Below are 18,896 nucleotides of genomic sequence, written 5' to 3'. Positions count from 1 at the left end.
CTCAGTGAATAAATTGACCCGTGCGCAGTTCTGGTAGCAGGAACCAGGGAGCGTTCGGGTTGTTGTGGTGCTCGCGATGATAGCCAAAATGGTAACAAGCGAGAAGAGATATAAAAGGATGAAGATTCAGGCTTTTAATTGAAACTTCATGGCTCTCTTTAGGGTGTTCTTTGCGATGGGGCAAGTAGGTGCCAACAAAGAAAAGCTGTCCGGTGCTGATGAGCAAGGGAAGCAGATATGTAATGGAAACTGTGATCCATGGATGGTTTTGATCGCTGGAGGTTGCCAACAAAAGAACCATCAAAACCAGGATTAGCCTGCTGAGTTGCGCCGGATTGAGGTAATTTCTCAGAAAGCGAGTCAGCCAGGCCACAACGGAGCGGTTGTTGGTCGGGCAGAAGTCTGGATCGGCTTCCGATTCCGGCATCAGGTGATGTCGGCGGTGATTCGATCTGCAGACGTCGTAATTCAGACCCGCGTACATCCACAAACACACCCGGCCAATTCTCTGATTGATCAGGGCATGACCAGGCGCCAAGCTGTTGTGCATGGCGTCGTGGGCAAGGATGAATAGTCCGGTGTGCAGGAAGCTGCGACACAGAATCCAGCTGGTGATCAGCAGGGGATGCAGCTGATTCAGCTCAATACGCAGACCAATGATCAGCGTGACCAGCCAGGAGACTGAGATCAGTGCTCCTAGTTGTAGGCCTCGCTGAACAGAGGGCTTCAGGCCGTCATTTGGCACCAAGTTTCAGCAGTTCAGCGGGTGAGGCGAGAAGGTCGATCGCGACGAAGTAAATCTTGTCGTTGTCGTCGAGCAGGAAGCGCCAGGCGACGTTCATGCCCACTTCGCGGCCAAACCAGGGGGTTTGCACCTTGCCGGTGACTTTGATCTGGTTGAAACCACCTTCAGTCGGTTCACCGAAGCCTCCTTGGGGCATCAGCTTCAGGTTCTGACAATCTCGCTTGAAGAATTTCAGGATCGCTTCACGGCCCACAATCGGACGCTGGAAGGGGGGCTGGAGAGCGCCGTCGTCGAGGAACAGATCAATCAGCTGATCGAAATCGTTGGCGTTCAACAGCTGCATGTAGCTGAGGATCGTCTGGTTGAGAACGCCAGGAATGAAGATCTCTTCGCGCTCATCCACCGGTGTGGGGGCGACGATCGGCTCCGTAACGATCTTTGTGTCGTCAATGTTGGGATCAAATCCCATGTCGACAACGAAGTTGCGTAGCAGGGTGATCTGCTGGCCTTGCTCGACCTTCTTCACCGCTTCCAGCACCGACTTGGCGTTGGCCGAAAGCTTGTAGCCCTGGGGAATGGGGGCGACTTTGCCCTGGCGCATGAATTCGCCCAGCTCGTACCAGAAGCAGAGCTTTACGTTCACCGACCAGTATGCATAGATATTGGAGATCGGGCTGTTGATCTTGCCCGCGAGGTCACACATGACCTTTGTCTGTTCGTCGAAACTCATGGCCAAGATCTGGTCAAGGGTCGGACGAGCCAACTGCATGCGTGCAGCGCCGGGGGCGGCGATGGTGATGGTCTGACCCATCTCGAGGTAGGCGAACCAGATCAGTGCCAGCTGGTCTTCTGCGGAAAGCAGTTGGAAGCGGGCTGTGATGGCCGGAACGGCATCAGCAGTAAGGGTGTCCGGGAAGATCTGACGAGCTTTATCGAGCGTGAACATCCAGGACGTAACAAGGTGTTTACAGACTGTAACACTATGTTTCTTTGTGTAAATATTCGCTCCGCTTGGCCTCCTGTTCGTTAATGAACAATTGGCCTGGAAGGGTTTTGCTCCGAATCAGGGTCGCTGATCAGGAGTCGAGTATTCGTCGTCCAGTCCGTGAGGGTGATCGCCTTTTGGTGGGGCGCTGAAACAAGAGCGGGCCTGCCGGTTCCGTTGGCTTCGGGGTGTTGATCGGCTCTTGTCTGATTGCGTTGAGGCGCAGGTTTATGAATGCTGGCGCAGTTTCTTGAGTTGATCGTCGATCTGAAAGCGCAACTGCCTCAGATTTTCAACATTGATCTCGTTTTCGCCCGCACTCCAGTGCTGCGGGTTGGCGACACGAATCTCGAGTTCACGTAGGCGGGAGCGATCGGTTTGCATGTCGAGCTCCGCGGGCGGGTTCAGTCTGTTGCCATTGCGCCGTGTTCAACATGAGTTTTTTTACCGCTTCGTAGAAAAGAAGTGACTGCAGTCCAGGCCGGTTCAACATCGACTGGATGAACAGCTTCAGCTGGGAAAGGCTTAATTGGAATCAGACTCGAACAGGTGATCCATTAAGGCTGCATAGAGTTTGGTCTTCATGTCCAACAGGAGGGCTTGTTCGTTTGCATCACCCCCAGGCCAGCTGACGTAGGCCTCAGCAATCGCCTTGTGCAAAAGGCGCAGAGCATCTCTTTCCACCGCGATCGTTGTGATCATTTGGTTGCCCTCCATTTGCTTTGAACGAAACAAGCTGTCTTCAGAGATCTCTCGGTTGGCGCATGATCCAGTCCGAGGCGGCTTGCTGTTGTTTCCAGGCCACCAAAAGGTCTTTCGCAATACTGCGGAGGGCCTGAAGATCCTTTGAGTTGTCGATCTCGCGTGAAAATTTCTCGATTTCAAATTTCTGGCCCAGAGTCAACGCAATCGGTTCCATTGGCTTGTGGCTTTGCGACCGGAAAGTAACCCAGAACTTTTGGTGCTGCAAATTGAAACCGTAGTGTTTGCAACCGATTAGAGAGAACTATGATCAGCTCAATACATTGCCACCGTTACAGAACATTTCTGAATGCGGCTAATCAATCGGATCGCAAAGGCTTATGGCCTTAGAAAGCATTTGCAGCTCTGGATCTGATGCATTTTTCCTGGGAAAAACATCTTGAATTATCCCGGAATGTAGCTGTTGCTTCAGACGAAAATCAGGGTATTGCTCTGGCACTTATGGGTGTTGCTCTGACGATGCTGGCCAAGGATCTTCTGGCCCATGAATTGAATGGCTCAGCGCTGCCGTCATCCAGGTCTTGAGCCCGAAGGCCAAGTCGTTGGCTCAAAGAAAGTCCATCTCATCTTCGTTGTTCTCGTCTTCCCGGGATTGGATCCACAGCGCCGATAGCGGAAAGATGAAGCAACTAGCAATCAGAAATTCCATTTGAACCTGGCTTCGCTGAACTAACGATCGAGCAAAACTGGATGGTGATCTGTATCAACTGATCTCGTTTTTTCTGATTTTGGTCGTCGATTGATCCGTTTTGTCTTGTTGAGTGATTGTGCTTATTCAGCCCAGGCTGATCAAGGCCACACCAGCAATCAACAGCAGAACGGACAGCACCAACAAGCTTCCATTCATCGGTTGCTTGTTCTTTTGATCGATTCCATCCCCAGGCGTGCTGCCTGGCGGCCCAGATCAATCGCAGCTTTGGCGCTACTTTTGATCACATCCCTGGCTGAGCTTCGTACCCGTCGCGGGCTGCGCTGCATGGCGTCGGGCCAGGATCCTTCTGGCCATCGCGGCACGCGACGGGTGACTCGGTCACCGAGTTGAAGCAGGGATCGACGCAGCCGGCTGGCCACAGCTTTGAAGCAACAGCATCAATCTGCTGGCTCTATTGCAAGGGTGTTGTGCCCAATGACACGAAGGCGGGTTGGCATCTGCATGGGAAAGCCCCACCACAGGGGCGGGGCTTTCTGGATATGGCGGCCGCTGGTGGGGCGGTGATGACGTCTTTTTCTTGTCCTTCACCGTGCTTTCGCGATGGCCCCGTTAAGGGTTTGGGCCTGTAATCCCACTCACCAGGAGTTGTGAGGTTGGTCATGGGGTGATCTTTGGTTGACCTGACTGCTGATTTGCAGAGGCCGGTAACTCCCCCTCGCGCACTCGCCGCAACACCTCGCGCGCTATGGCCAGGTTGATGGGGTCGGTCGCAACCCCCTTGGCTTCTGCTGCCAAGCGTTTGCGAATGGGAGGTGTGTTGTCAGCAGGCATGCCCCCACTGTCTTGAAGAGAGCTGGCTTTCACATCCCTCACTTGAGGGAGTTGGTGGGATGAATCCCTCCATCAGTTGAGGGATTCCTGTGGATTGAGGCCTCGCGCCATGGCCATGGCTACCTCCAAAGCAGGCGCGCGGGTTGAAGGGATGGCCAAGGGCTATGTGCTGCATGAAGGGCCGAGCCCCTTTGATGGCCAGCCGATCGTCTCGATTGCGACGTTGCATTCCAGCAACCGTAAAACCGGCGACATGGTGCAGACCTGGATCCTGCCGCGGGATCTGCATCCGCTCGATGCGGTGAAGACAGGCCAAGACAGCTGCATCTGCGGCAACTGCCCCCACCGCGGCTCCGGCACCAAGCGCACCTGCTACGTGAACGTGGGCCAGGCGCCAGCGAATATTTGGCGCACCTACAAAGCTGGTGGTTATGCGCCTATCAGCTCCTATGAGGAGGCGGTGCAAGGCCGGGTGGTGCGCTTTGGCGCCTATGGCGATCCAGCCTTCATGCCGATCACGGTGGTGGCGAACCTGCTGATGTTTGCCAAGGGCCACACGGGGTACACCCACCAGTGGTTCCAGGAGTTTGCTGCCGACTACAAGGGCATCTTCATGGCGTCGGTGGATTCGGCGATGGAAGAGGAGATGGCGCAAAGCCAAGGCTGGAAAACCTTTCGGGTGTTTGCTCCAGACGCCGTCATCGAAGGCTCGAAGACCTGCCCGGCGCAGCTCACCGATAACCGCGTGCAGTGTGAGCGCTGCCTGCTGTGCAATGGCAAGAAGGCCAATATCGGCATCCATGCCCATGGCAAAGCTGCGAAGCAGGTGGCTGGTTTGCAGCCAGCCCTGCCTCGCATCCGGGCCATTCAGCACTAAGAGGCCAAGAGCGTCTTCAACTGATCCGCGATCTCTGCAGCATTGTTCTGACCAACGACTTTGAGGATCCGCTTTGCAGCCTCCTTGGGGTCGTTGACCATGTAGATCGACTTGGATGCTGTCTTACTGGGTGGCAACAGACCAGCGATACGAAGCGCAGTTGTGGGTCGAACCAACCCATCGAGCAGTTGCTGGTAGGCGTCTTTAACCGCTGCCTGCGTCGTACCCCTTTGCTTGCAGAGCTTTGGGCTCAACGAATAGCGGTGCAGCCTGTCGAGAACAGCAGGGATGGAATTGGCGCGGGGTTTAGTGGGCTCAGGACCCACCACCTCTTGATTGAGTTGCAGAGGCGGGTTGTGAATCGATTGCTCGATCACTTGCTCCACTTCTTCCCAGTGCTCGCCGTAGGTGCAGGCATGGCCTGCCGTGATCTTGCTGAAGCTGTCTGAACAGGCTTCGAGCGTTGCGGGGTCAAGGATTTGCACCAATGCTTTGGCGGCATCAGCTGACTGCTCGAACTCAATCGAATTGGTGAGGATGCGGAAGAGTTCCCCAGGGGCCAGCTTCAGCCCACCATCCGAATAGTCCGCGCCACACCAATCCACAAAGGAAGAGAACGTCGCGACGGTTCGTTTGAGGCCATCGGGAGAGAAAACCCCAAGCTTCTGCCAGCCACGCACCTTGATGAAGCCGTAGAGCTTTGCTGCCAGACCTTCCAGGCGACCAAAGCGGAGTTGGTCCCGCAAGGCCCAGTAGTTGATCGTGTTGACGCGGCAGTCGTAATCAAGGGTTTGCAGCCATTCGGCCTTAGCGGCGGAAAGTTGTTCGTTGTTGTCTTTCATGGGTCAGCTCGCCATGGAGTCATCAACCGATTGATTCCCCGCCTGTCCCTTCGCTTGATCGGCTTGGTCTCTGGCTCTGTAGGCCGCATCCCAGAAATTGGTGTCTCCAGCTGCCTCCAATAGGGCAATGAGCTTCACGGGGTGAATGCCAAGAGAGTTCGCATAAGCCGTAAGGGCTTCCACCTCCTGAGCGGAATACTCTTTGCCGCCAAAGATGTGGACGTCCCCTTCTCCCTCGGCGCTAAGACCCTCGACGGTCGCGGGGTTGTTCTCGCCACGTTCTGAAGGGTCACGAGGTTGCTTCTCCTCCTTCAATTGGCGATGCGTCTGAATCGCCTCATGGATGCGCTTGGCGTATTCCCGCAATCGTTCATCGCCGTATTGATAGAACACCGCCGTTTGATCCAGCGGTGCCTCCGGTTCATGCCGAAGGATGCGACCCAAGACCTGGGTCCAGAACAGTGGGGCTGTTTTGTTCGTGGCATAAACCAAGACGCGAAGGTGCTTGATGTCGACGCCTTCGGTGACCATCTGAACCGTGATTAACCAGCGTTCACGACTTGGCGTGGTGTCTTGTTGGAAGCAGCGCAGTTTGTCTTTGGCTTCCTCCACATCCCCGTGCACAACCACAGGCTTCTCACCGGTGAGTTCCTCAACCAGACGGCCCATGGCATCGGCATGCTCACGCACCTGGCAAACAATGAGGCCGCCTGCCCACGGGTGCGTTTGGCGAATGCTTTGGAGCGTTCGATCCGCCGCAATGATTTGATCGCGGATGTATTGGGTGTCCGCTTCAACGGCAAAGCGATTCCGCTGGTTCATCAGCTTCTCGACGTCCGCCTCACTGAGGTCTGGATAGATCTCCTTCAGATCGTCATCAAAGGTGTGATCGAAGTCCGTGGACGTTCCATCGGGTGAACTGACGCGCCACTGGACTCGGCCACTCCAGGTGGGGAAGTCGACCTCTCGTACGACACCATCGGTCAGTGCATCGTCGTAGCCATAGGAGTAGGCATGGGATCCCTTGAGATCCAGCTCTTCAAGGCGTTCTGAAATACGGACGTAGCTGCACCAGGGGATGCGGGAGTGATCGCTCCTGAAGGGTGTCCCCGTCGTCAGCAGCCGAACCGTCGACTCTTCAAACGCCAGCTCGAAGTTTTCACCCCAGCTGTTCTTGTCTGACAGGTGGTGGATCTCATCAGCGGTGACAAACGTGCGGTGGGACTTGGTCCAAACAGCGATCTGACTGGTGCGGGTCTCGGATGAAAGCTGTTGATAGGTGAGGACAACGCCGTGGTGGACATTGAAATTGACGTTGAGAGCCGTGCCGCCGTAGAGGCGCAAGCCGAACATCTCAGCGACCTGGACGAAGTCGGAACGAAGCTTGTCGGATGGAACAACGACCGTGAACCAGTCGCACAGACCGGTGGAGATCAAATACTTGGCAACGGCCAACTGGGCAATCGTTTTTCCTGATCCTGGAAATGCATTCAGGATGAACGCCTTCCTGTCATTGGGGTCAAGAAAAGCCTGGGTGCCCGCAAAATCAAGAAACCGCTGGGCAAATTCCTGCTGCCACTTCCGCAATTCAATTTTTTGAGGCAAATACTGTTCAACTGGATGGGTGGTCATTTTGGATTGATGGCAAGGAATACAAAGGGCTTGTCCGTTGAGTTGTTCTGTAGGTCCACCTTTGGACCAGGGCTGGATGTGATCGGCTTCCCATTTGGCTGGGTTGAGTAAGCAGCCACACATGGCGCAGCGGCCATTGGATTTGATGTAGAGCTGCGTACGCTGCAGCCCAGCAAAGAGGCGATTCATGAATCAGACCTCCAAGGCAATTTGCGATTCACCCGAAAGAATCTTTTTGCGACGTTGCTGACGACTGACATCGAAGATCTTGGTTGCAGAAGCACCACCTTCAACGATCTGCTCAACTGTGATGACTTGAACCTTGGGGATCACATGGCGGCCATTGTTCTGGCGTACTTCTCCAAGTCGCTCAATTCGCTTGAGGGTGAATTCATCGGGCATGGTGAAGGCAACCAAGAACCCAAGGTCTGCCTTATGGTGCTTCATCAGATGCTCAAGACGGTCAACATCTGTGACCGATGGCGGCTCATCATTTGAAGTGACATAAATGGCAGTGCCATCAACAGTTCGACTTTCGCGCCAATCTTTAAATTCACGAATGCCAATCAGGCGACCACTCTTTTCCTCGTGGGGAGCGGCCTTTAGGTTGAGGATCGCCCAGGCGTCGTATTGAGTACGGTCTGCATCACGAAGATGACGGGCAGATTCAAGATCAAACGGCACTCCAATCACAGGAATATCATCTTCCTCAAGGTCAAGATTGGCTTCTAGCCGTGCCGCGGTGCATGCCACTGCATGGTGGGTGACGTCCATCCCAATCCAGTTGCGGCCGAGCTTTGCAGCTGCCTCGATGGTGGTACCAGAACCCATATAGGGATCGAGAACAATATCGCCTTCGTTAGAGCTGGCCTTAATGATCCGGTCAAGTAAAGCCAAGGGCTTTTGAGTGTCATAGCCAGTGGACTCTTTTGCCCAGGGCATAAGGCCATTCATATGAATAACATCATCTGGAATCTTTCCCTTGCTGTAATCACGCTCAGACCCATCTGCCCTCTTCTGTCCTTTGTCCCACTTGTAAGGCTCTCTAACAGCGTCACAGTTAAAGGTCCAAGATTTACTTTTTGAGTACCAAAAGATTACGTCGTGTTTTCGGGCGAATCTAGTCTTTGAGGCTCCACCTCCCCCGTAATGCCAAATCAACTCATTCTGATAATTTCCACCGCCAAAAATCTGATCCATCACTAGTTTCAAGTAGTGACTGGCGGTGGGATCAACATGCAAATAAATACTGCCAGTACTTTTCAGAACACGATGCATCTCAATCAGACGCACCGTCATCGCCACCAAATAGGCAGGCAATCCGTCATTCCGCTTGAAGGTTTTCATCAAGCAGTTCAGCAGACACCAAACATTCTTGTTTCGATCATTGATGTCATTGAGCCAGCGGACTTTCTCTTGTCCCCATGACCAGTTGTCGTCAAATGCCTTGGCCTGAGCCTTAGCGCCGAAGCTGCAGTTGTAAACACGCTTTGAGTTATAGGGAGGATCCAAATAAATCAGACCAACGCTTTCACTTGGCAACGTTCTTAGAGTGTCGAGGTTGTCGCCATAGCAGAGGCGATTAACGTGTTCGAATGTTGTTGCTTTTTTCGTTGCTGTAGCGGTTGTCATTTACAAGCTTCTGCTTGCATTCATCTTCAAAAAGTTGGCTTGTTTCTAAATCCCCTGATTGAGTGATCTTTTGGGGTCATCCAATCCCTCAACTGAGGGATGCCTTTGTTGTTGTTGCCACCGAAGCTCAGGTCACCTCCCCTGGATTGGGTATGCCACTGCATTTGATCCCGAACGAGCGGTTGGTGCTGGAACGCATTCCTGATCCAGAAGAAGACCTTGGGGGTTGGGAGCGCTTCGCGCACACCATCAACGGCTACGAGGTGATGGGTGGCTTTGAGCCATGCGCCGATTTGGCAAACCAAGGAACTCCCTCCACGCTCACCGAGCTGCGCTGCAGCTTGTTCTTTGAAGCGCGCCGTGTTCGCCACAGCGGCGGGATGTCCACCAATGAGGAGTGGATCCGCGATCTGTTGCGAGCGATTCGGAAGAAGCTCGAAGCCGGCGAGTTGGATTGAGCTCTCTGGGTTAAACCCTTGCTTAGGGCCTCACCAACACCAATGGGTTTCAGCTGAGGCTCAGGGGCGATGCCGCAGCGGGTAGGCCAGGGCCCAGGTTTTGGCTGTGGCTTCCTCAGGTACCAGCTTTTGATAAGTGCTGCTGTTGAGGATGTCGTTCACGGCTTCACCTAGGCGCTCCACCGAGCGGCTTTCGGGGAGGCGATCCACCAACGCCTGATGCATCCGCAGCAAATACCAGGCACTGCCATCGAGGCCGGCATTGAACTTGCTCCACATGGCGGGATCGCGGCGGGAATCCAGCACCATGTCGCCGGCGTTGTGGGCCTTGTCGGCAGCCGTCACCAGCAGGGAGCTCAACGGTTTGCCGGCCAGTGACGCGAGATAGCGGGTTTTGCGCAACAACCACGGCTCTTTCACGCCAGGCGCTGCGTCGGGAGAGGTGTCGGTGCAGTCACGCACGATGTCGGCCACCGCACCACCGAAGCGTTCGGCGATCGAACCATGGCTTTGGCCGGCGTCTTCGATGGCGTCGTGCAGCAACGCTGCGATCGCTTGATCTTCAGTGCCGCCGTCTTCCCACACCAAAGCGCTGACGCTGATCAAGTGGGAGATGTAGGGGATCGGTTTGCCTTTGCGGCGTTGGTTGCGATGCAGCGCGTCGGCCCACTGCAGGGCTTCGCCGTAGCGGGGGGTGATGGTCATCACTTCATCCCCAAAACGGTTTTCAACATGGCCACCAGTTGCTTCTTGCTGAAGCTCTCCAAGGGTGGCGGTGGTGATTGAACACCTCTGGCCTCCAGGGCTTGGCAAAGCTCCGCCTTCTTCAACTTGGAATAGCCAGTGATGCCATTGACTTTGCAGAGGCGCTTGAGATTCGCGACCGTTTGTTGGTGGAAGCTGCCTTCTCCGAGCAACGCTTTGGCATCCACCTGTCCTGGAAGCGACGGCGACGTTGGTTGCTCTGCATCAGAAACACGGCGCAACTCCTGATCGAGGTCGCGCAGCGCCCGAGCATCTGATTCGGCAACGGTCTTGAGGGTGGCCCGGAGGGCGTCAGTGATCCGTCCCATCGGCTCCTTCCGTGAGGGTTGCTTGCATGGCTTGCTGTTTATCGACCATCGCCGTCAGTTGCTGTTTGGTCGACGTCCAGCGGTTGATGAAGCGAATCACGGCCTTGATCAATCTGCCGATGAAGGCACCCCCTTGATAGCCGCGGCGGCCGAGTTGATAAGCGCCGAATTCATTCACCAGGGAATCGCCGGCATCCTCCAGTTCGCCCACCACATTGGTCACGATTTCGAGCATTTCATAGGCCTCTTGGCGGACGCTGGCTTCGCGTTCGGCAATTGCTCGCAGCTTGCTTTCCAGTTCCCGCATCGCCGCACGGTTCTGATCGGCTTTGCTTCGGAAGACGCCGCGGCTGATCATCACCGACTTGTAGCTGTTCCTTAGCTCGCAATAGGTCTGGTTCAGGTCGTCTCGATCCAGAGCAACCGGATCAACTGGGAAATGGCCTGTTGGCAAGAGTTCTGGCATCGATGCTTTGCAACACCACAACCTTCTTTCGATTGCTCTGGCATCACCTCCCGCATCTCAGGGATGGTTTGGTTGGGGTGTCTCCCTCAACTGAGGGATGGAAGAAGCATTGGCTTCGGTAAACCTGAAGAAGGCCTTCGCGGCTTTCGTTGCCCGGATTGAGGCCTTGCTGGATACCCCGAATCTGTTGGTCAGACCCCACATGGGCTGGAGTTCCCGCCGGGCCCGCAGCCGTTTGGTGCAGACCCTGGCGAGGCATCTGAAGGCCTACGTCTCCTACTGAGTGGCTTCAGCCTGACCCTCAGCTCGGCATAGCCAGAGGCGGATGAACAATCCCTGATAGAGCTGCAGAGGTGAACGCCAACCGGCTTGCTCCAGCACAGCCGCGACCCGGCTGGCATCAAGGGAGAACACCACCTTGTTGCGGCTGTCCCTGATTTTTTCAAGCCGGTCTTCAGGAACGCCCCGGTCGACAAGCCGTTGCCACGCCACATTGAACACTTCGCGTTGGCTCTCGCCCTCCTCCGCTTCGCTGTAGGCGCTCAGCAACAACACGCCACCATCAGCGGTGCACTGCGTCAGTTCGCGCAACATCGCGTTCTGCTCGTCGCTGGGCAGCAGGTGAAGCACGTTGTGGCACACCACCAGATCAAACCGGGCGCCGTTCAGTTCGCCCTCGAGCGCCGCGTTCAGGGTGCAGGGCATCAACCGGCAGCGGCTGCTGCCGGGTTGATCCGAAAGGGTTTTGCGGCATTGCTCCAGCATCAGCTCACTGGGCTCGAGCACCGTCAGCTCAGCATCAGCGCAGGCGTTGAGAAGGTTTGGAAGTTCATCACCGGGGCCTGGGCCCACCACCAGCACCTGCTTGGCATCGCTTGCTGTGGCCTTGATCGCTGCTCTGGCGATCTCGTGCAGAACGTCGTGGCCGGGAATGGAGTCTTGAATGCTCTTGCGATAGGTGCGGCCGTACTCGCCATCGAAATCAAGGGAGGGCATGGGCCATCGCGATGGAGCTTTCCCAATCTTGGTTGCTTTGTGCGATTCAGCCCTGGAGGTTGCCGATGCCTTTGTGCACCCCATCGGCTCCCAACCTGACAGCAGTCTTGGCAGCCAGCGCCCTCGTGTCAGCCAGCAACGGTGCCTGCTGGCGCTATCCCTCGTCTGAGGGATGGTCTCGCTGCGATTTCTCCCCCAACTGAGGGATGTGATTCTTCTACTGTTGGGGCTCAATAAGGAAGCTTGCCATTGCTTCCTATGCCCCCGGTTTACGACTTGATCCTTCAGCGCAAGGGCGAGCTGCAGACCGAAACGGTGCAGGTGGCCGATGCCGCCCAGGCCTGGCGATTGGGGCGTGAGCGCTATCCCCAATGCATTCGTGGCGTTGTCCGTCGGGATAGCTGCAGTGATGGCTCTGCAGCTGAGCCATCCAAACGCCGCTAAAAGGAGGGTATCTAAAGGTCTTGGAATGGAGCTGCGGCTCGAGTCGCGTGCGTTGCATGAAGCCATCGAAGCGACGGCGCAGTTCTTTCAGAACCAGCGGGTGGTGGTCTGCTGCGGTGACCGCCTCACCCTCACCTGTCTCTGCCTGGCGGAGCCGATTCGCCGTGCCGTGGTGGGCGCCGCCACCACCGAGGAGGAGGGCTTCGAGTTGGTGCTGCGCACCCGGCCGAGCCTGCTGATCTGCAGTGCGGATCTGGAGACCGGCTACGGCATGAACCTGCTGCGGCGCGTGAAGGCGGAGCTACCCACCTGTCAGCTCCTGATCGTGCTGGTGCGCGAAACCCAGGCTGTGGTGCAGGAGGCGATGGAGGCCTATGCCGACGCCGTGATCTTCAAATCAAGCCTCGGCACGGGCAAGGGTGATTTCGTTCAGGCCCTCCACACCCTCGCTGAAGGAGGCGTGTATTTCCCCGAGGAGATTCGTAGCCTTGGCGCGGCCCAGGCGCCGAACCCAAATCTGCCCGCGTTGATTGAAGACCTCACCGAGCGGGAGCTGGAGGTGGTGGCGGGGGTGGCCCGAGGTCTCACCAACCAGGGGGTTGGCAGCAGCCTTGGCATCTCCGTGGAAACGGTGAAGACCCATGTGATGAATGCCAAAGACAAACTTGGTGCTGCTGATCGCACCCAGCTCGCGGTGATGGCCCTGCTTTATGGCTTGATCGATCCCCTCGGCTGAACCACACGGCCGAATCCTTGTTCGGAGATCACGTCCGCGATGGCTCCCCAGACGCCATTGCCTGATCCATAGGCTCCCGACAACGAGCTTTGTTTCATGGCCGACGAATCCAGCAACCAGCAGTCCTGCGGCGGCAAGAAGCGGGCGATGCTCGCCTATGGCGTGATTCAGATTTCAGCGACGGTCGTTTCTGCCTTGTCGTTGGCCGCCATCGCCATCGGTTTGTGTGCCGTGAAGCAGGAGAGCAAGCTTTTCAATGGCTGCGTTGAAACCGTTGTGGCTGAGGGCAGGTCTCAGTCTGAAGCTGTTCGTTACTGCAACGGCGGTTGAGATTCAATTTCAACCATTGGCTGCGGTTGATCAAGAGCCCTTGGCGACGCTGCGTTTTGAGCGAGACCAGGCCTTCGTTGTGGGGTGAGTCAGCCAACGCCATTGGGGCGAGCAACCCAGCTTTTAACTATTACTAAGTTCATCTCCAACAATTAAGAGATCGCCATATCTTTGATCTGATTTCACTGTTTCCTCGGATGCCAGCCCTGAAGTACAAGCGGGATTTCACCCACGAACAGCGGGTGTCCTTCGCCTTTGCGAACTCCGTGGACGCAGCCAAAAGTGCCAGCTCCAACAAGGGCAAGGCGGCATCCACACCTGCTGAGTACAAGCAAAACCAATGCGCCGCTATGGGCATTGGCATGGGCCCTCGGATCCATGAGGAGTGCCCCTTCTCGGCGATTAACCACTCCTATGCCTCAACGGGCAGCCAGGCTCTGGAAGCTGCCATCACCGCGGGTTATAAGCAGGTGTTCGGCAACATCGGCATCTCCTCCAACCAGCGTCTCGTCTCACTGGAGGCCTTCCTTTGTGATGGCCGCATCAATGTGCAGGGCTTCATGGCCGGCCTGGTCAAATCTGAGCTCTACAAGCAGAAGTTTTTCCACGCCGTGTCTCCCATGCGCGGCATCGAGCTCACCACCAAGCACCTGCTGGGGCGTCCTCCCATCAATCAGAAGGAAGTGAGTGCTGGCATTCAGCTGATCGCTGAAGAGGGCTTCGACGCTTTCGTCGACAGCCTCGTCCGCTCTGAGGAGTATCTCGAAACCTTCGGAACTGACACGGTTCCCTACCTGCGTGGTTTTAAGTCGGAAGCACGGGCTTCCTGCTCCACCTTTGTTGGCATGGCCGAAATCACTCCGGCAAATGCCAGCTCTGAAAACGCCATGTACACCGGTCCTTCTTTGGTGAAGCGTTTCAGCATGGATCTCGGTTCCTTTGCTGCTGCTGCCGTCTACGCAGACGACAGCGATCGTGGTGGCTTCTCCTACACGAATGCAGTCAGCAACCCCCGCAACGCTGCTTACCGTCGGATGTATGGCGGCAAGTTCAACTACGGCCGCTTCTGATTCATTGCTGCTTGCAGCACTGAGCTGAGAAATAAGGGCAGGAGAGCTAACTCTCTTGCCCTTTTTTAATGGCGGCGCTGCTGAGCCGCTGGCGTGGCCTCAGGCCCATTGGGCCGCTCCTGGGTATGAATACTCATTGAAAATGATCCACGCTTCCGTAAGATCTCGTCGCTCTTGAATCGTTTGATGCATTACTTCGGGCTCTTGGTGCACGAGAGTGGCCAGGTGACTGCTCTCTTTGAAACACAATTGCTCGAAGTTGCGGTGACTAAATTTTTTCAACAATGCCTGCAGAATGGCTATGCGCCTGTTGATGTTCATCTGCGATTGATCAAGTATTCGTCGCCAAAATTTCCATTTGAGACCTGTCTTGATAAAAGTCTTTTGGTTTCTGGATATAACTTGCAAGTGGAAAATTATCAGTAGTGGATCTGTTCTCGCTCCGATGGCATGCGTTCGCCATCGGAGTTGGTGATGTTGGGCTGTTGCTTGATTCTTGAGTGGATTTCTTGCCCAGGCTTGCTTTCGGCAGTCGCTCCCTTTCTCTTTCCCGTCAGCGCCTGAAGCGGAGATGAGATCTTGGTTAATGCCCCTGCCTGATGCTCCTTGGCCAGCCCAGCCGACGCCGACGCCAATCTCAAGCGCGCTCTTGAGCAGCTCAGCGGCAATGAGGCTGCGGTCGCCGAAGCCATCAATGAAGTGCGGGCCGAGCACGCCCGAAGTGAACCGCCGCTCACTGGGCCTGCCCTGCTTGAGCGCATTGATCAGTTGGCAACCCAGCGGACTCTCGACAGTCAGGACGCCGCGATCCTCTGCCATTGGCCCGATGCCGCTTCCATTGGCCAGGCCTGGTTCGAGCTCAAGCACCCCGGCAGAAGTGTGCCCAGCCCGATGCTCGTGCTCGATGCTTATCTCGTCGGTGCTCCGCCGTTCCTCAGCAAGGCCCAGCGTGATCAGGTGGGTGACTGGTACCGCAGCAAGGTGAGTGCCAATCCTGAGTACACCGATGCCGTCACCGGGGCGGCCAAGGCTTTTGTGCTGATCGGCGATCTCAATGCCAGTGCCGCTGGCATGGCCTGGCAAACGATCATTCCCGATCTGCTCGAGCAGGGTCACGATCTTGAGTTCAGCGTCACCAAGGAACAGGTGACAGCTGCAGCGGCCCGCTGGATTGTTGCGGTAGCTGACACTTTCGCGGCACCATCGCTGGATTAACGCGAGGGATTGATGGGTCTTCAGCTGGTTTCCGCCGACTTCCTCCACGAGGACGGCATCACCTATCGGATCCGCCGCGACAGCCTCGAGCAGGACTTCACCATTGAGGAGAAGAGCGATGGTTCCTGGGTCGACTGCGGCCTCGATCAGGCGGTGAAGGATGTGAACTTCGCTGAGTTCAAGCGCCTCGGTCTCCTGATCAAGAAGGTGATGGATGCCGACCAGTGGCTGGCTTGAGCTGATCGGAGTCGCGACTCCTGGCCGGGCGCGCCAGGATGTAACGAATTCGTTACACGACTCTCATGACTGTCGGAGAAATTTTCCTCGAGAGCCTTTCCACCGGGGTGATCACCGAGCATGAGGTGAGCTGGCTGACCTCGCACCAGAGCAGTTTTGACCGTCCGGAGGAGGCCGCTGCCATTCGGCTGGGTCGCCTGATGGATCAAGGAGAGATCAACCTCGGTTGCCGTCTGCCGGAACCGATGCTGCGCCACCAGGAGGTGTTGGTGGATTGGATCGAGCCTCTGGGCCGCCGTCGTCACCGCGCTGCCGCCTGAACCAGCAGGCCGTCCTTCGGGCTGGGGCTGGGAATCAGCTGCAGCGCCAGGTCTTGATCTGGCTGCAGCTGCAGCTCCACCGCCTGGAGCAAGCCAACCGCCATTAGGCGGATCTCCAGTTCAGCGAGGGCCTTGCCAAGGCAGACCCGCTCGCCGCCGCCGAAGGGCAACAACGTTTGCCCAAAAGATCCATCCAGGTGCCGTTGCGGCCGGAATGCCGCAAGGTCGGCGTCGTCGTTGTCGGATGCCGGGCTCAGCACCACCTGAACCACGCTGCCCTGCGGAATGGCGACCCCCGCCAGGGCGATCGGCGCCAGGCTGCGCCGGAAGAACCCTCCCACCGGAGGCGTCAGCCGCATCACTTCCAGCACCGTGGCATCCAGCCGCGGCGACGTCACGCTTTCAGCTAGTCCCTCCCGCAACCAGGTTTCGATTTCCGGGTTCAGCAGCAGCGCTCGAAACAGGCAGCTCAGTGACGATGCGGTGGTTTCGTAGCCGGCGAACAGCAGCAGCAGCAGTTGCTCGGCCAGGTCGTCATCGTCCAGGGGGATGCCTGCTTCATCCAGTCCGCCACTCAGGAGATCAAGGCCCCCTGCCTTGCTGTCCCGTTGCAGCTCAGCCTTGATCCGCTGCAACAGACGCTGACGTGCGGCCACGGCTTTGGCGAAGGGTGTTCCCGGGATCGCCAGCGGAATCGAGAACAGGGCCCGAGTCCAGATCTCGAAGTCGGCGAACAGGGCATCGCGGCTAGCGCCATCCAGCCCCAGCACCGTGGTGGCAATCACCGCAAAGGCGAAGCGGCGCATCCGTGCCGCCAGCGGCAAAGGTTTCTCGGCGGTGACCAGCTCCTGGCACAGCTCTTCCACCAACTGCTGAATCGAAGGGGTGTAGCGCGCCAGAGCAGCGCTGGAGAACAGTTGCCCCACCACCCGCCGGCGCGCTTTGTGGCCTGTGCCATTGCGGTTCGCCAGCGACTTGCTGCCCAGCAGTTGCTGCACACTGTCGGGCCACCAACCCTCCAGGGCATCGCCCTGGCCCAGCAGGTCGGCGATGGCCCGTTCACCACGGATGAACACCATGCGCTGGGCCAGCAGCTTGGTTTCGAACACATCGCCGTAGGCCTGGAACCGCCGTTGGGCAAAGTCGGCTTGAGTGAAGAACGCCAGGGTTTCCCCCAGTCCGCTCATGGCGCCCGTGCTGGGGAGGGGAATGGTCGTCATCGCAGCAGTGGGGGAATGGCTGTTTTAGGGCTGACAGTGCTTCAGGTGCTGGCTACCTGAAGGTGTGTGCTGAGCCAACTACGTGGATCTCAAGTTCCTGGTCATGGTGCTGGTCTCCCATTTGATCAGCGCTGGTTTGTCCAAAACTGTTGCCGCCCAGAAGGCACGCAACAGCAACCGCTGGTTGTTGGCTGGCCTGTTGTTTGGTCCGTTGGGTCTGATTGCCGCCGTCGGGATGCCGGATCGTCATCAGATCGTCTATCTCCGTTATCTGGCCGAACAGCAGGGATACCAACCTCGCCATGTCTGTGGCGGGCAGAAAGGTGACACGGAGACTTGAAAGCTGTGATTTAGGGCGTCAGCGGCAGCGTTGAAAGCGAACAATGCTGCGGGTCAGCCCTTTTTCGGGCCAGTTGGGCATCACCCTCCAAGGGGTGCGCACTGTGAGCAGATCACCGTCTATTGAGAAAAAGCGGGTCTGTTCGGTGCCAACCCACTCGGGGTTCCAGGCCACATCCACCTGGGTGATCCAGCGATCACCCTCCAGGCGGTAAATGCCGGTGTAGGCAATCATGCTGCTCAGTAGAGACGAGCGCTCCTCGGCGCTGGAGCCTGGTTGCCGTCCTTCGGCCGAGAGCATGAAGGAGAGACGTCCTTCCGGTGTGAAGATCACATATCCGCTGGGGTGATCGCCCATTGGCGCAAAGGTGTTGCCATTGGATTGCTCTTCGACGCAGTAGCTCAACAGCTGCCAGGCGCCATGAACTGTGGGTGAAGTGATGGTTTGGGCGGGTTGAACCGAACTGACGCTCACAACTGAACCTGTTCCTGAGGAGCAACCTATCGATCGCCATCCAGCTTCTACAGACCGCATCACAGGATTCCTGTGAAATTGAAGCCATGGAATGCCAATCCAGTAACAACAACCACGAAAATGCTCGGGTTTTGATGGCGTCGTCCTTCGGTGCGCGTCGATGGCTGACTGGTGCAAGCGGACGTGGAGGTTCATGGTGATCCGTCCTGATCAACAGCCAGCAAGCATTTTCTGGGCTTGGATCTGGTCTGAAACTCATAACCTGATGTCGGTTCGTGTTGACCAACCAATCGAAGCCCACCTGATCAGGATCTGATTGGAACTGAGAGTCGGTGTCTGTCAGCTCGTTGAATCTTCGATGCCATCAGTTGGCATCTGATGGCTGTGTCAAACCATCCACCCACGGCGATCGAGGTTGTCGCTTGATTCTTGCTCGCAATCCGTTGCATCGATCGGGTTTATCGATCGGTTTTATCGATTGAGCCTGCGGTGTTGAAAGACTTCCGAGCAAAACAACTGAAATTAGCTTTTTTATCCCCTTGTGATCTTGCAAATATGG

27 protein-coding genes are annotated in these 18,896 nt (G+C 56.6%); 12 read left to right on the top strand and 15 right to left on the bottom strand.

All coding sequences use genetic code 11. From position 1 onward, the window contains the following. Position 1: 1 nt before the first annotated feature. The 4 genes from FZZ88_RS10090 to FZZ88_RS10075 form a co-directional block, all read right to left on the bottom strand. Positions 2 to 745 (bottom strand): fatty acid desaturase, encoded by a 744-nt coding sequence (locus FZZ88_RS10090; protein WP_166017341.1) that lies wholly within the window; start codon positions 743 to 745, stop codon positions 2 to 4. Further along, positions 735 to 1,691 carry an orange carotenoid-binding protein gene (locus FZZ88_RS10085; RefSeq protein ID WP_166017048.1) on the bottom strand — a complete coding sequence of 319 codons (957 nt, stop codon included), beginning with the start codon at positions 1,689 to 1,691 and terminating at the stop codon, positions 735 to 737. Before FZZ88_RS10085 ends, FZZ88_RS10090 begins: the two co-directional genes overlap by 11 nt. Positions 1,692 to 1,958: 267 nt before the next feature. Continuing rightward, entirely contained in the window at positions 1,959 to 2,114 is a 156-nt protein-coding gene (locus tag FZZ88_RS10080) for a hypothetical protein (protein WP_166017047.1), read from the bottom strand. A gap of 141 nt (positions 2,115 to 2,255) precedes the next feature. After that, positions 2,256 to 2,432: a hypothetical protein gene (locus tag FZZ88_RS10075; protein WP_166017046.1), complete on the bottom strand. Its 177-nt coding sequence runs from the start codon at positions 2,430 to 2,432 to the stop codon at positions 2,256 to 2,258. A 414-nt stretch (positions 2,433 to 2,846) separates the two neighbouring features. Here FZZ88_RS10075 and FZZ88_RS10070 point away from each other — a divergent pair, with 414 nt between their 5' ends. Beyond that, positions 2,847 to 3,017: a hypothetical protein gene (locus FZZ88_RS10070; protein WP_166017044.1), complete on the top strand. Its 171-nt coding sequence runs from the start codon at positions 2,847 to 2,849 to the stop codon at positions 3,015 to 3,017. A gap of 318 nt (positions 3,018 to 3,335) precedes the next feature. On the opposite strand, the gene FZZ88_RS10065 is transcribed toward FZZ88_RS10070, so the two are convergent. After that, positions 3,336 to 3,563, bottom strand: coding sequence for a hypothetical protein (locus tag FZZ88_RS10065; protein ID WP_166017043.1), 228 nt, complete (start codon positions 3,561 to 3,563; stop codon positions 3,336 to 3,338). Between the two features lie 238 nt (positions 3,564 to 3,801). After that, positions 3,802 to 3,975 (bottom strand): hypothetical protein, encoded by a 174-nt coding sequence (locus tag FZZ88_RS10060; protein ID WP_166017042.1) that lies wholly within the window; start codon positions 3,973 to 3,975, stop codon positions 3,802 to 3,804. Between the two features lie 115 nt (positions 3,976 to 4,090). Here FZZ88_RS10060 and FZZ88_RS10055 point away from each other — a divergent pair, with 115 nt between their 5' ends. Continuing rightward, positions 4,091 to 4,852: a hypothetical protein gene (locus FZZ88_RS10055; protein WP_166017041.1), complete on the top strand. Its 762-nt coding sequence runs from the start codon at positions 4,091 to 4,093 to the stop codon at positions 4,850 to 4,852. On the opposite strand, the gene FZZ88_RS10050 is transcribed toward FZZ88_RS10055, so the two are convergent. The 3 genes from FZZ88_RS10050 to FZZ88_RS10040 are packed head-to-tail and all read right to left on the bottom strand — an operon-like array spanning position 4,849 to position 8,958. Further along, positions 4,849 to 5,694 (bottom strand): hypothetical protein, encoded by an 846-nt coding sequence (locus tag FZZ88_RS10050; RefSeq protein WP_166017040.1) that lies wholly within the window; start codon positions 5,692 to 5,694, stop codon positions 4,849 to 4,851. The two genes, FZZ88_RS10055 and FZZ88_RS10050, sit on opposite strands and share 4 nt — an antisense overlap. Positions 5,695 to 5,697: 3 nt before the next feature. Continuing rightward, positions 5,698 to 7,515: a DEAD/DEAH box helicase family protein gene (locus tag FZZ88_RS10045; protein WP_166017039.1), complete on the bottom strand. Its 1,818-nt coding sequence runs from the start codon at positions 7,513 to 7,515 to the stop codon at positions 5,698 to 5,700. Between the two features lie 3 nt (positions 7,516 to 7,518). Further along, entirely contained in the window at positions 7,519 to 8,958 is a 1,440-nt protein-coding gene (locus FZZ88_RS10040; protein WP_166017038.1) for a site-specific DNA-methyltransferase, read from the bottom strand. Positions 8,959 to 9,110: 152 nt separating this feature from the next. On the opposite strand from FZZ88_RS10040, the gene FZZ88_RS10035 reads away from it, so the two are divergent. Continuing rightward, a complete protein-coding gene (locus FZZ88_RS10035) occupies positions 9,111 to 9,416 on the top strand; it encodes a hypothetical protein (RefSeq protein WP_166017037.1) in 306 nt (101 codons plus the stop codon). 60 nt (positions 9,417 to 9,476) lie between these two features. Here FZZ88_RS10035 and FZZ88_RS10030 read toward each other — a convergent pair whose 3' ends face one another. The 3 genes from FZZ88_RS10030 to FZZ88_RS10020 are packed head-to-tail and all read right to left on the bottom strand — an operon-like array spanning position 9,477 to position 10,955. After that, positions 9,477 to 10,121, bottom strand: a complete 645-nt coding sequence (locus FZZ88_RS10030) for an HD domain-containing protein (protein ID WP_166017036.1) — start codon at positions 10,119 to 10,121, stop codon at positions 9,477 to 9,479. After that, complete coding sequence (locus FZZ88_RS10025) at positions 10,121 to 10,489, bottom strand: hypothetical protein (RefSeq protein ID WP_166017035.1); 369 nt, start codon at positions 10,487 to 10,489, stop codon at positions 10,121 to 10,123. The genes FZZ88_RS10030 and FZZ88_RS10025 overlap by 1 nt, the downstream gene beginning before the upstream one ends. Next, complete coding sequence (locus FZZ88_RS10020) at positions 10,473 to 10,955, bottom strand: hypothetical protein (protein ID WP_166017034.1); 483 nt, start codon at positions 10,953 to 10,955, stop codon at positions 10,473 to 10,475. The genes FZZ88_RS10025 and FZZ88_RS10020 overlap by 17 nt, the downstream gene beginning before the upstream one ends. Positions 10,956 to 11,052: 97 nt before the next feature. Here FZZ88_RS10020 and FZZ88_RS10015 point away from each other — a divergent pair, with 97 nt between their 5' ends. Then, positions 11,053 to 11,238 (top strand): hypothetical protein, encoded by a 186-nt coding sequence (locus FZZ88_RS10015; RefSeq protein WP_206339137.1) that lies wholly within the window; start codon positions 11,053 to 11,055, stop codon positions 11,236 to 11,238. On the opposite strand, the gene FZZ88_RS10010 is transcribed toward FZZ88_RS10015, so the two are convergent. Beyond that, the gene (locus tag FZZ88_RS10010) at positions 11,232 to 11,951 is read right to left on the bottom strand and encodes a class I SAM-dependent methyltransferase (protein WP_166017033.1); all 720 of its coding nucleotides are present in this window, start codon (positions 11,949 to 11,951) and stop codon (positions 11,232 to 11,234) included. The genes FZZ88_RS10015 and FZZ88_RS10010 overlap by 7 nt on opposite strands. 258 nt (positions 11,952 to 12,209) lie before the next feature. On the opposite strand from FZZ88_RS10010, the gene FZZ88_RS10005 reads away from it, so the two are divergent. The 7 genes from FZZ88_RS10005 (at position 12,210) to FZZ88_RS09975 (ending at position 16,303) form a co-directional block, all read left to right on the top strand. Further along, positions 12,210 to 12,395, top strand: a complete 186-nt coding sequence (locus FZZ88_RS10005; protein ID WP_166017340.1) for a hypothetical protein — start codon at positions 12,210 to 12,212, stop codon at positions 12,393 to 12,395. A gap of 25 nt (positions 12,396 to 12,420) precedes the next feature. Further along, complete coding sequence (locus FZZ88_RS10000; protein WP_166017031.1) at positions 12,421 to 13,131, top strand: response regulator transcription factor; 711 nt, start codon at positions 12,421 to 12,423, stop codon at positions 13,129 to 13,131. Between the two features lie 96 nt (positions 13,132 to 13,227). Continuing rightward, on the top strand, positions 13,228 to 13,461 hold the full coding sequence (locus FZZ88_RS09995; protein ID WP_166017030.1) for a hypothetical protein: 234 nt from the start codon (positions 13,228 to 13,230) through the stop codon (positions 13,459 to 13,461). A 197-nt stretch (positions 13,462 to 13,658) separates the two neighbouring features. Beyond that, positions 13,659 to 14,531: a phycobilisome rod-core linker polypeptide gene (locus FZZ88_RS09990; RefSeq protein WP_166017029.1), complete on the top strand. Its 873-nt coding sequence runs from the start codon at positions 13,659 to 13,661 to the stop codon at positions 14,529 to 14,531. 606 nt (positions 14,532 to 15,137) lie between these two features. Next, the gene (locus FZZ88_RS09985) at positions 15,138 to 15,746 is read left to right on the top strand and encodes a hypothetical protein (protein ID WP_166017028.1); all 609 of its coding nucleotides are present in this window, start codon (positions 15,138 to 15,140) and stop codon (positions 15,744 to 15,746) included. A 12-nt stretch (positions 15,747 to 15,758) separates the two neighbouring features. Continuing rightward, positions 15,759 to 15,983: a hypothetical protein gene (locus tag FZZ88_RS09980; protein WP_166017027.1), complete on the top strand. Its 225-nt coding sequence runs from the start codon at positions 15,759 to 15,761 to the stop codon at positions 15,981 to 15,983. Positions 15,984 to 16,048: 65 nt separating this feature from the next. Continuing rightward, positions 16,049 to 16,303: a hypothetical protein gene (locus tag FZZ88_RS09975; protein ID WP_115094127.1), complete on the top strand. Its 255-nt coding sequence runs from the start codon at positions 16,049 to 16,051 to the stop codon at positions 16,301 to 16,303. Here FZZ88_RS09975 and FZZ88_RS09970 read toward each other — a convergent pair. Continuing rightward, positions 16,285 to 17,523, bottom strand: a complete 1,239-nt coding sequence (locus tag FZZ88_RS09970; RefSeq protein WP_166017026.1) for a cytochrome P450 — start codon at positions 17,521 to 17,523, stop codon at positions 16,285 to 16,287. The genes FZZ88_RS09975 and FZZ88_RS09970 overlap by 19 nt on opposite strands. 82 nt (positions 17,524 to 17,605) lie before the next feature. Between FZZ88_RS09970 and FZZ88_RS09965 the strand changes: the two genes are divergently transcribed. Next, complete coding sequence (locus tag FZZ88_RS09965) at positions 17,606 to 17,863, top strand: hypothetical protein (protein ID WP_226423668.1); 258 nt, start codon at positions 17,606 to 17,608, stop codon at positions 17,861 to 17,863. 18 nt (positions 17,864 to 17,881) lie between these two features. Here the strand turns inward: FZZ88_RS09965 and FZZ88_RS09960 are convergent, their stop codons facing one another. Next, positions 17,882 to 18,337: a lipocalin-like domain-containing protein gene (locus tag FZZ88_RS09960; RefSeq protein ID WP_166017025.1), complete on the bottom strand. Its 456-nt coding sequence runs from the start codon at positions 18,335 to 18,337 to the stop codon at positions 17,882 to 17,884. Positions 18,338 to 18,896: the final 559 nt, after the last annotated feature.

It is taken from the genome of Synechococcus sp. PH41509, assembly GCF_020514285.1.
Classification (GTDB): Bacteria; Cyanobacteriota; Cyanobacteriia; order PCC-6307; family Cyanobiaceae; genus Parasynechococcus.
This window is presented reverse-complemented; position numbering and strand designations above follow the sequence as displayed.

What these genes read in the sequence shown, in the direction of transcription:
- FZZ88_RS10040 (WP_166017038.1), bottom strand. Translation starts at nt 8,958, where the DNA reads ATGACAACCGCTACAGCAACGAAAAAAGCAACAACATTCGAACACGTT.
- FZZ88_RS10055 (WP_166017041.1), top strand. Translation starts at nt 4,091, where the DNA reads ATGGCTACCTCCAAAGCAGGCGCGCGGGTTGAAGGGATGGCCAAGGGC.
- FZZ88_RS10025 (WP_166017035.1), bottom strand. Translation starts at nt 10,489, where the DNA reads ATGGGACGGATCACTGACGCCCTCCGGGCCACCCTCAAGACCGTTGCC.
- FZZ88_RS09990 (WP_166017029.1), top strand. Translation starts at nt 13,659, where the DNA reads ATGCCAGCCCTGAAGTACAAGCGGGATTTCACCCACGAACAGCGGGTG.
- FZZ88_RS10060 (WP_166017042.1), bottom strand. Translation starts at nt 3,975, where the DNA reads ATGCCTGCTGACAACACACCTCCCATTCGCAAACGCTTGGCAGCAGAA.
- FZZ88_RS10020 (WP_166017034.1), bottom strand. Translation starts at nt 10,955, where the DNA reads ATGCCAGAACTCTTGCCAACAGGCCATTTCCCAGTTGATCCGGTTGCT.
- FZZ88_RS10000 (WP_166017031.1), top strand. Translation starts at nt 12,421, where the DNA reads ATGGAGCTGCGGCTCGAGTCGCGTGCGTTGCATGAAGCCATCGAAGCG.
- FZZ88_RS10085 (WP_166017048.1), bottom strand. Translation starts at nt 1,691, where the DNA reads ATGTTCACGCTCGATAAAGCTCGTCAGATCTTCCCGGACACCCTTACT.
- FZZ88_RS10075 (WP_166017046.1), bottom strand. Translation starts at nt 2,432, where the DNA reads ATGATCACAACGATCGCGGTGGAAAGAGATGCTCTGCGCCTTTTGCAC.
- FZZ88_RS09995 (WP_166017030.1), top strand. Translation starts at nt 13,228, where the DNA reads ATGGCCGACGAATCCAGCAACCAGCAGTCCTGCGGCGGCAAGAAGCGG.
- FZZ88_RS10080 (WP_166017047.1), bottom strand. Translation starts at nt 2,114, where the DNA reads ATGCAAACCGATCGCTCCCGCCTACGTGAACTCGAGATTCGTGTCGCC.
- FZZ88_RS09970 (WP_166017026.1), bottom strand. Translation starts at nt 17,523, where the DNA reads ATGACGACCATTCCCCTCCCCAGCACGGGCGCCATGAGCGGACTGGGG.
- FZZ88_RS10050 (WP_166017040.1), bottom strand. Translation starts at nt 5,694, where the DNA reads ATGAAAGACAACAACGAACAACTTTCCGCCGCTAAGGCCGAATGGCTG.
- FZZ88_RS10015 (WP_206339137.1), top strand. Translation starts at nt 11,053, where the DNA reads ATGGAAGAAGCATTGGCTTCGGTAAACCTGAAGAAGGCCTTCGCGGCT.
- FZZ88_RS10045 (WP_166017039.1), bottom strand. Translation starts at nt 7,515, where the DNA reads ATGAATCGCCTCTTTGCTGGGCTGCAGCGTACGCAGCTCTACATCAAA.
- FZZ88_RS10035 (WP_166017037.1), top strand. Translation starts at nt 9,111, where the DNA reads ATGCCACTGCATTTGATCCCGAACGAGCGGTTGGTGCTGGAACGCATT.
- FZZ88_RS09975 (WP_115094127.1), top strand. Translation starts at nt 16,049, where the DNA reads ATGACTGTCGGAGAAATTTTCCTCGAGAGCCTTTCCACCGGGGTGATC.
- FZZ88_RS10010 (WP_166017033.1), bottom strand. Translation starts at nt 11,951, where the DNA reads ATGCCCTCCCTTGATTTCGATGGCGAGTACGGCCGCACCTATCGCAAG.
- FZZ88_RS10005 (WP_166017340.1), top strand. Translation starts at nt 12,210, where the DNA reads ATGCCCCCGGTTTACGACTTGATCCTTCAGCGCAAGGGCGAGCTGCAG.
- FZZ88_RS10030 (WP_166017036.1), bottom strand. Translation starts at nt 10,121, where the DNA reads ATGACCATCACCCCCCGCTACGGCGAAGCCCTGCAGTGGGCCGACGCG.
- FZZ88_RS09980 (WP_166017027.1), top strand. Translation starts at nt 15,759, where the DNA reads ATGGGTCTTCAGCTGGTTTCCGCCGACTTCCTCCACGAGGACGGCATC.
- FZZ88_RS10070 (WP_166017044.1), top strand. Translation starts at nt 2,847, where the DNA reads ATGCATTTTTCCTGGGAAAAACATCTTGAATTATCCCGGAATGTAGCT.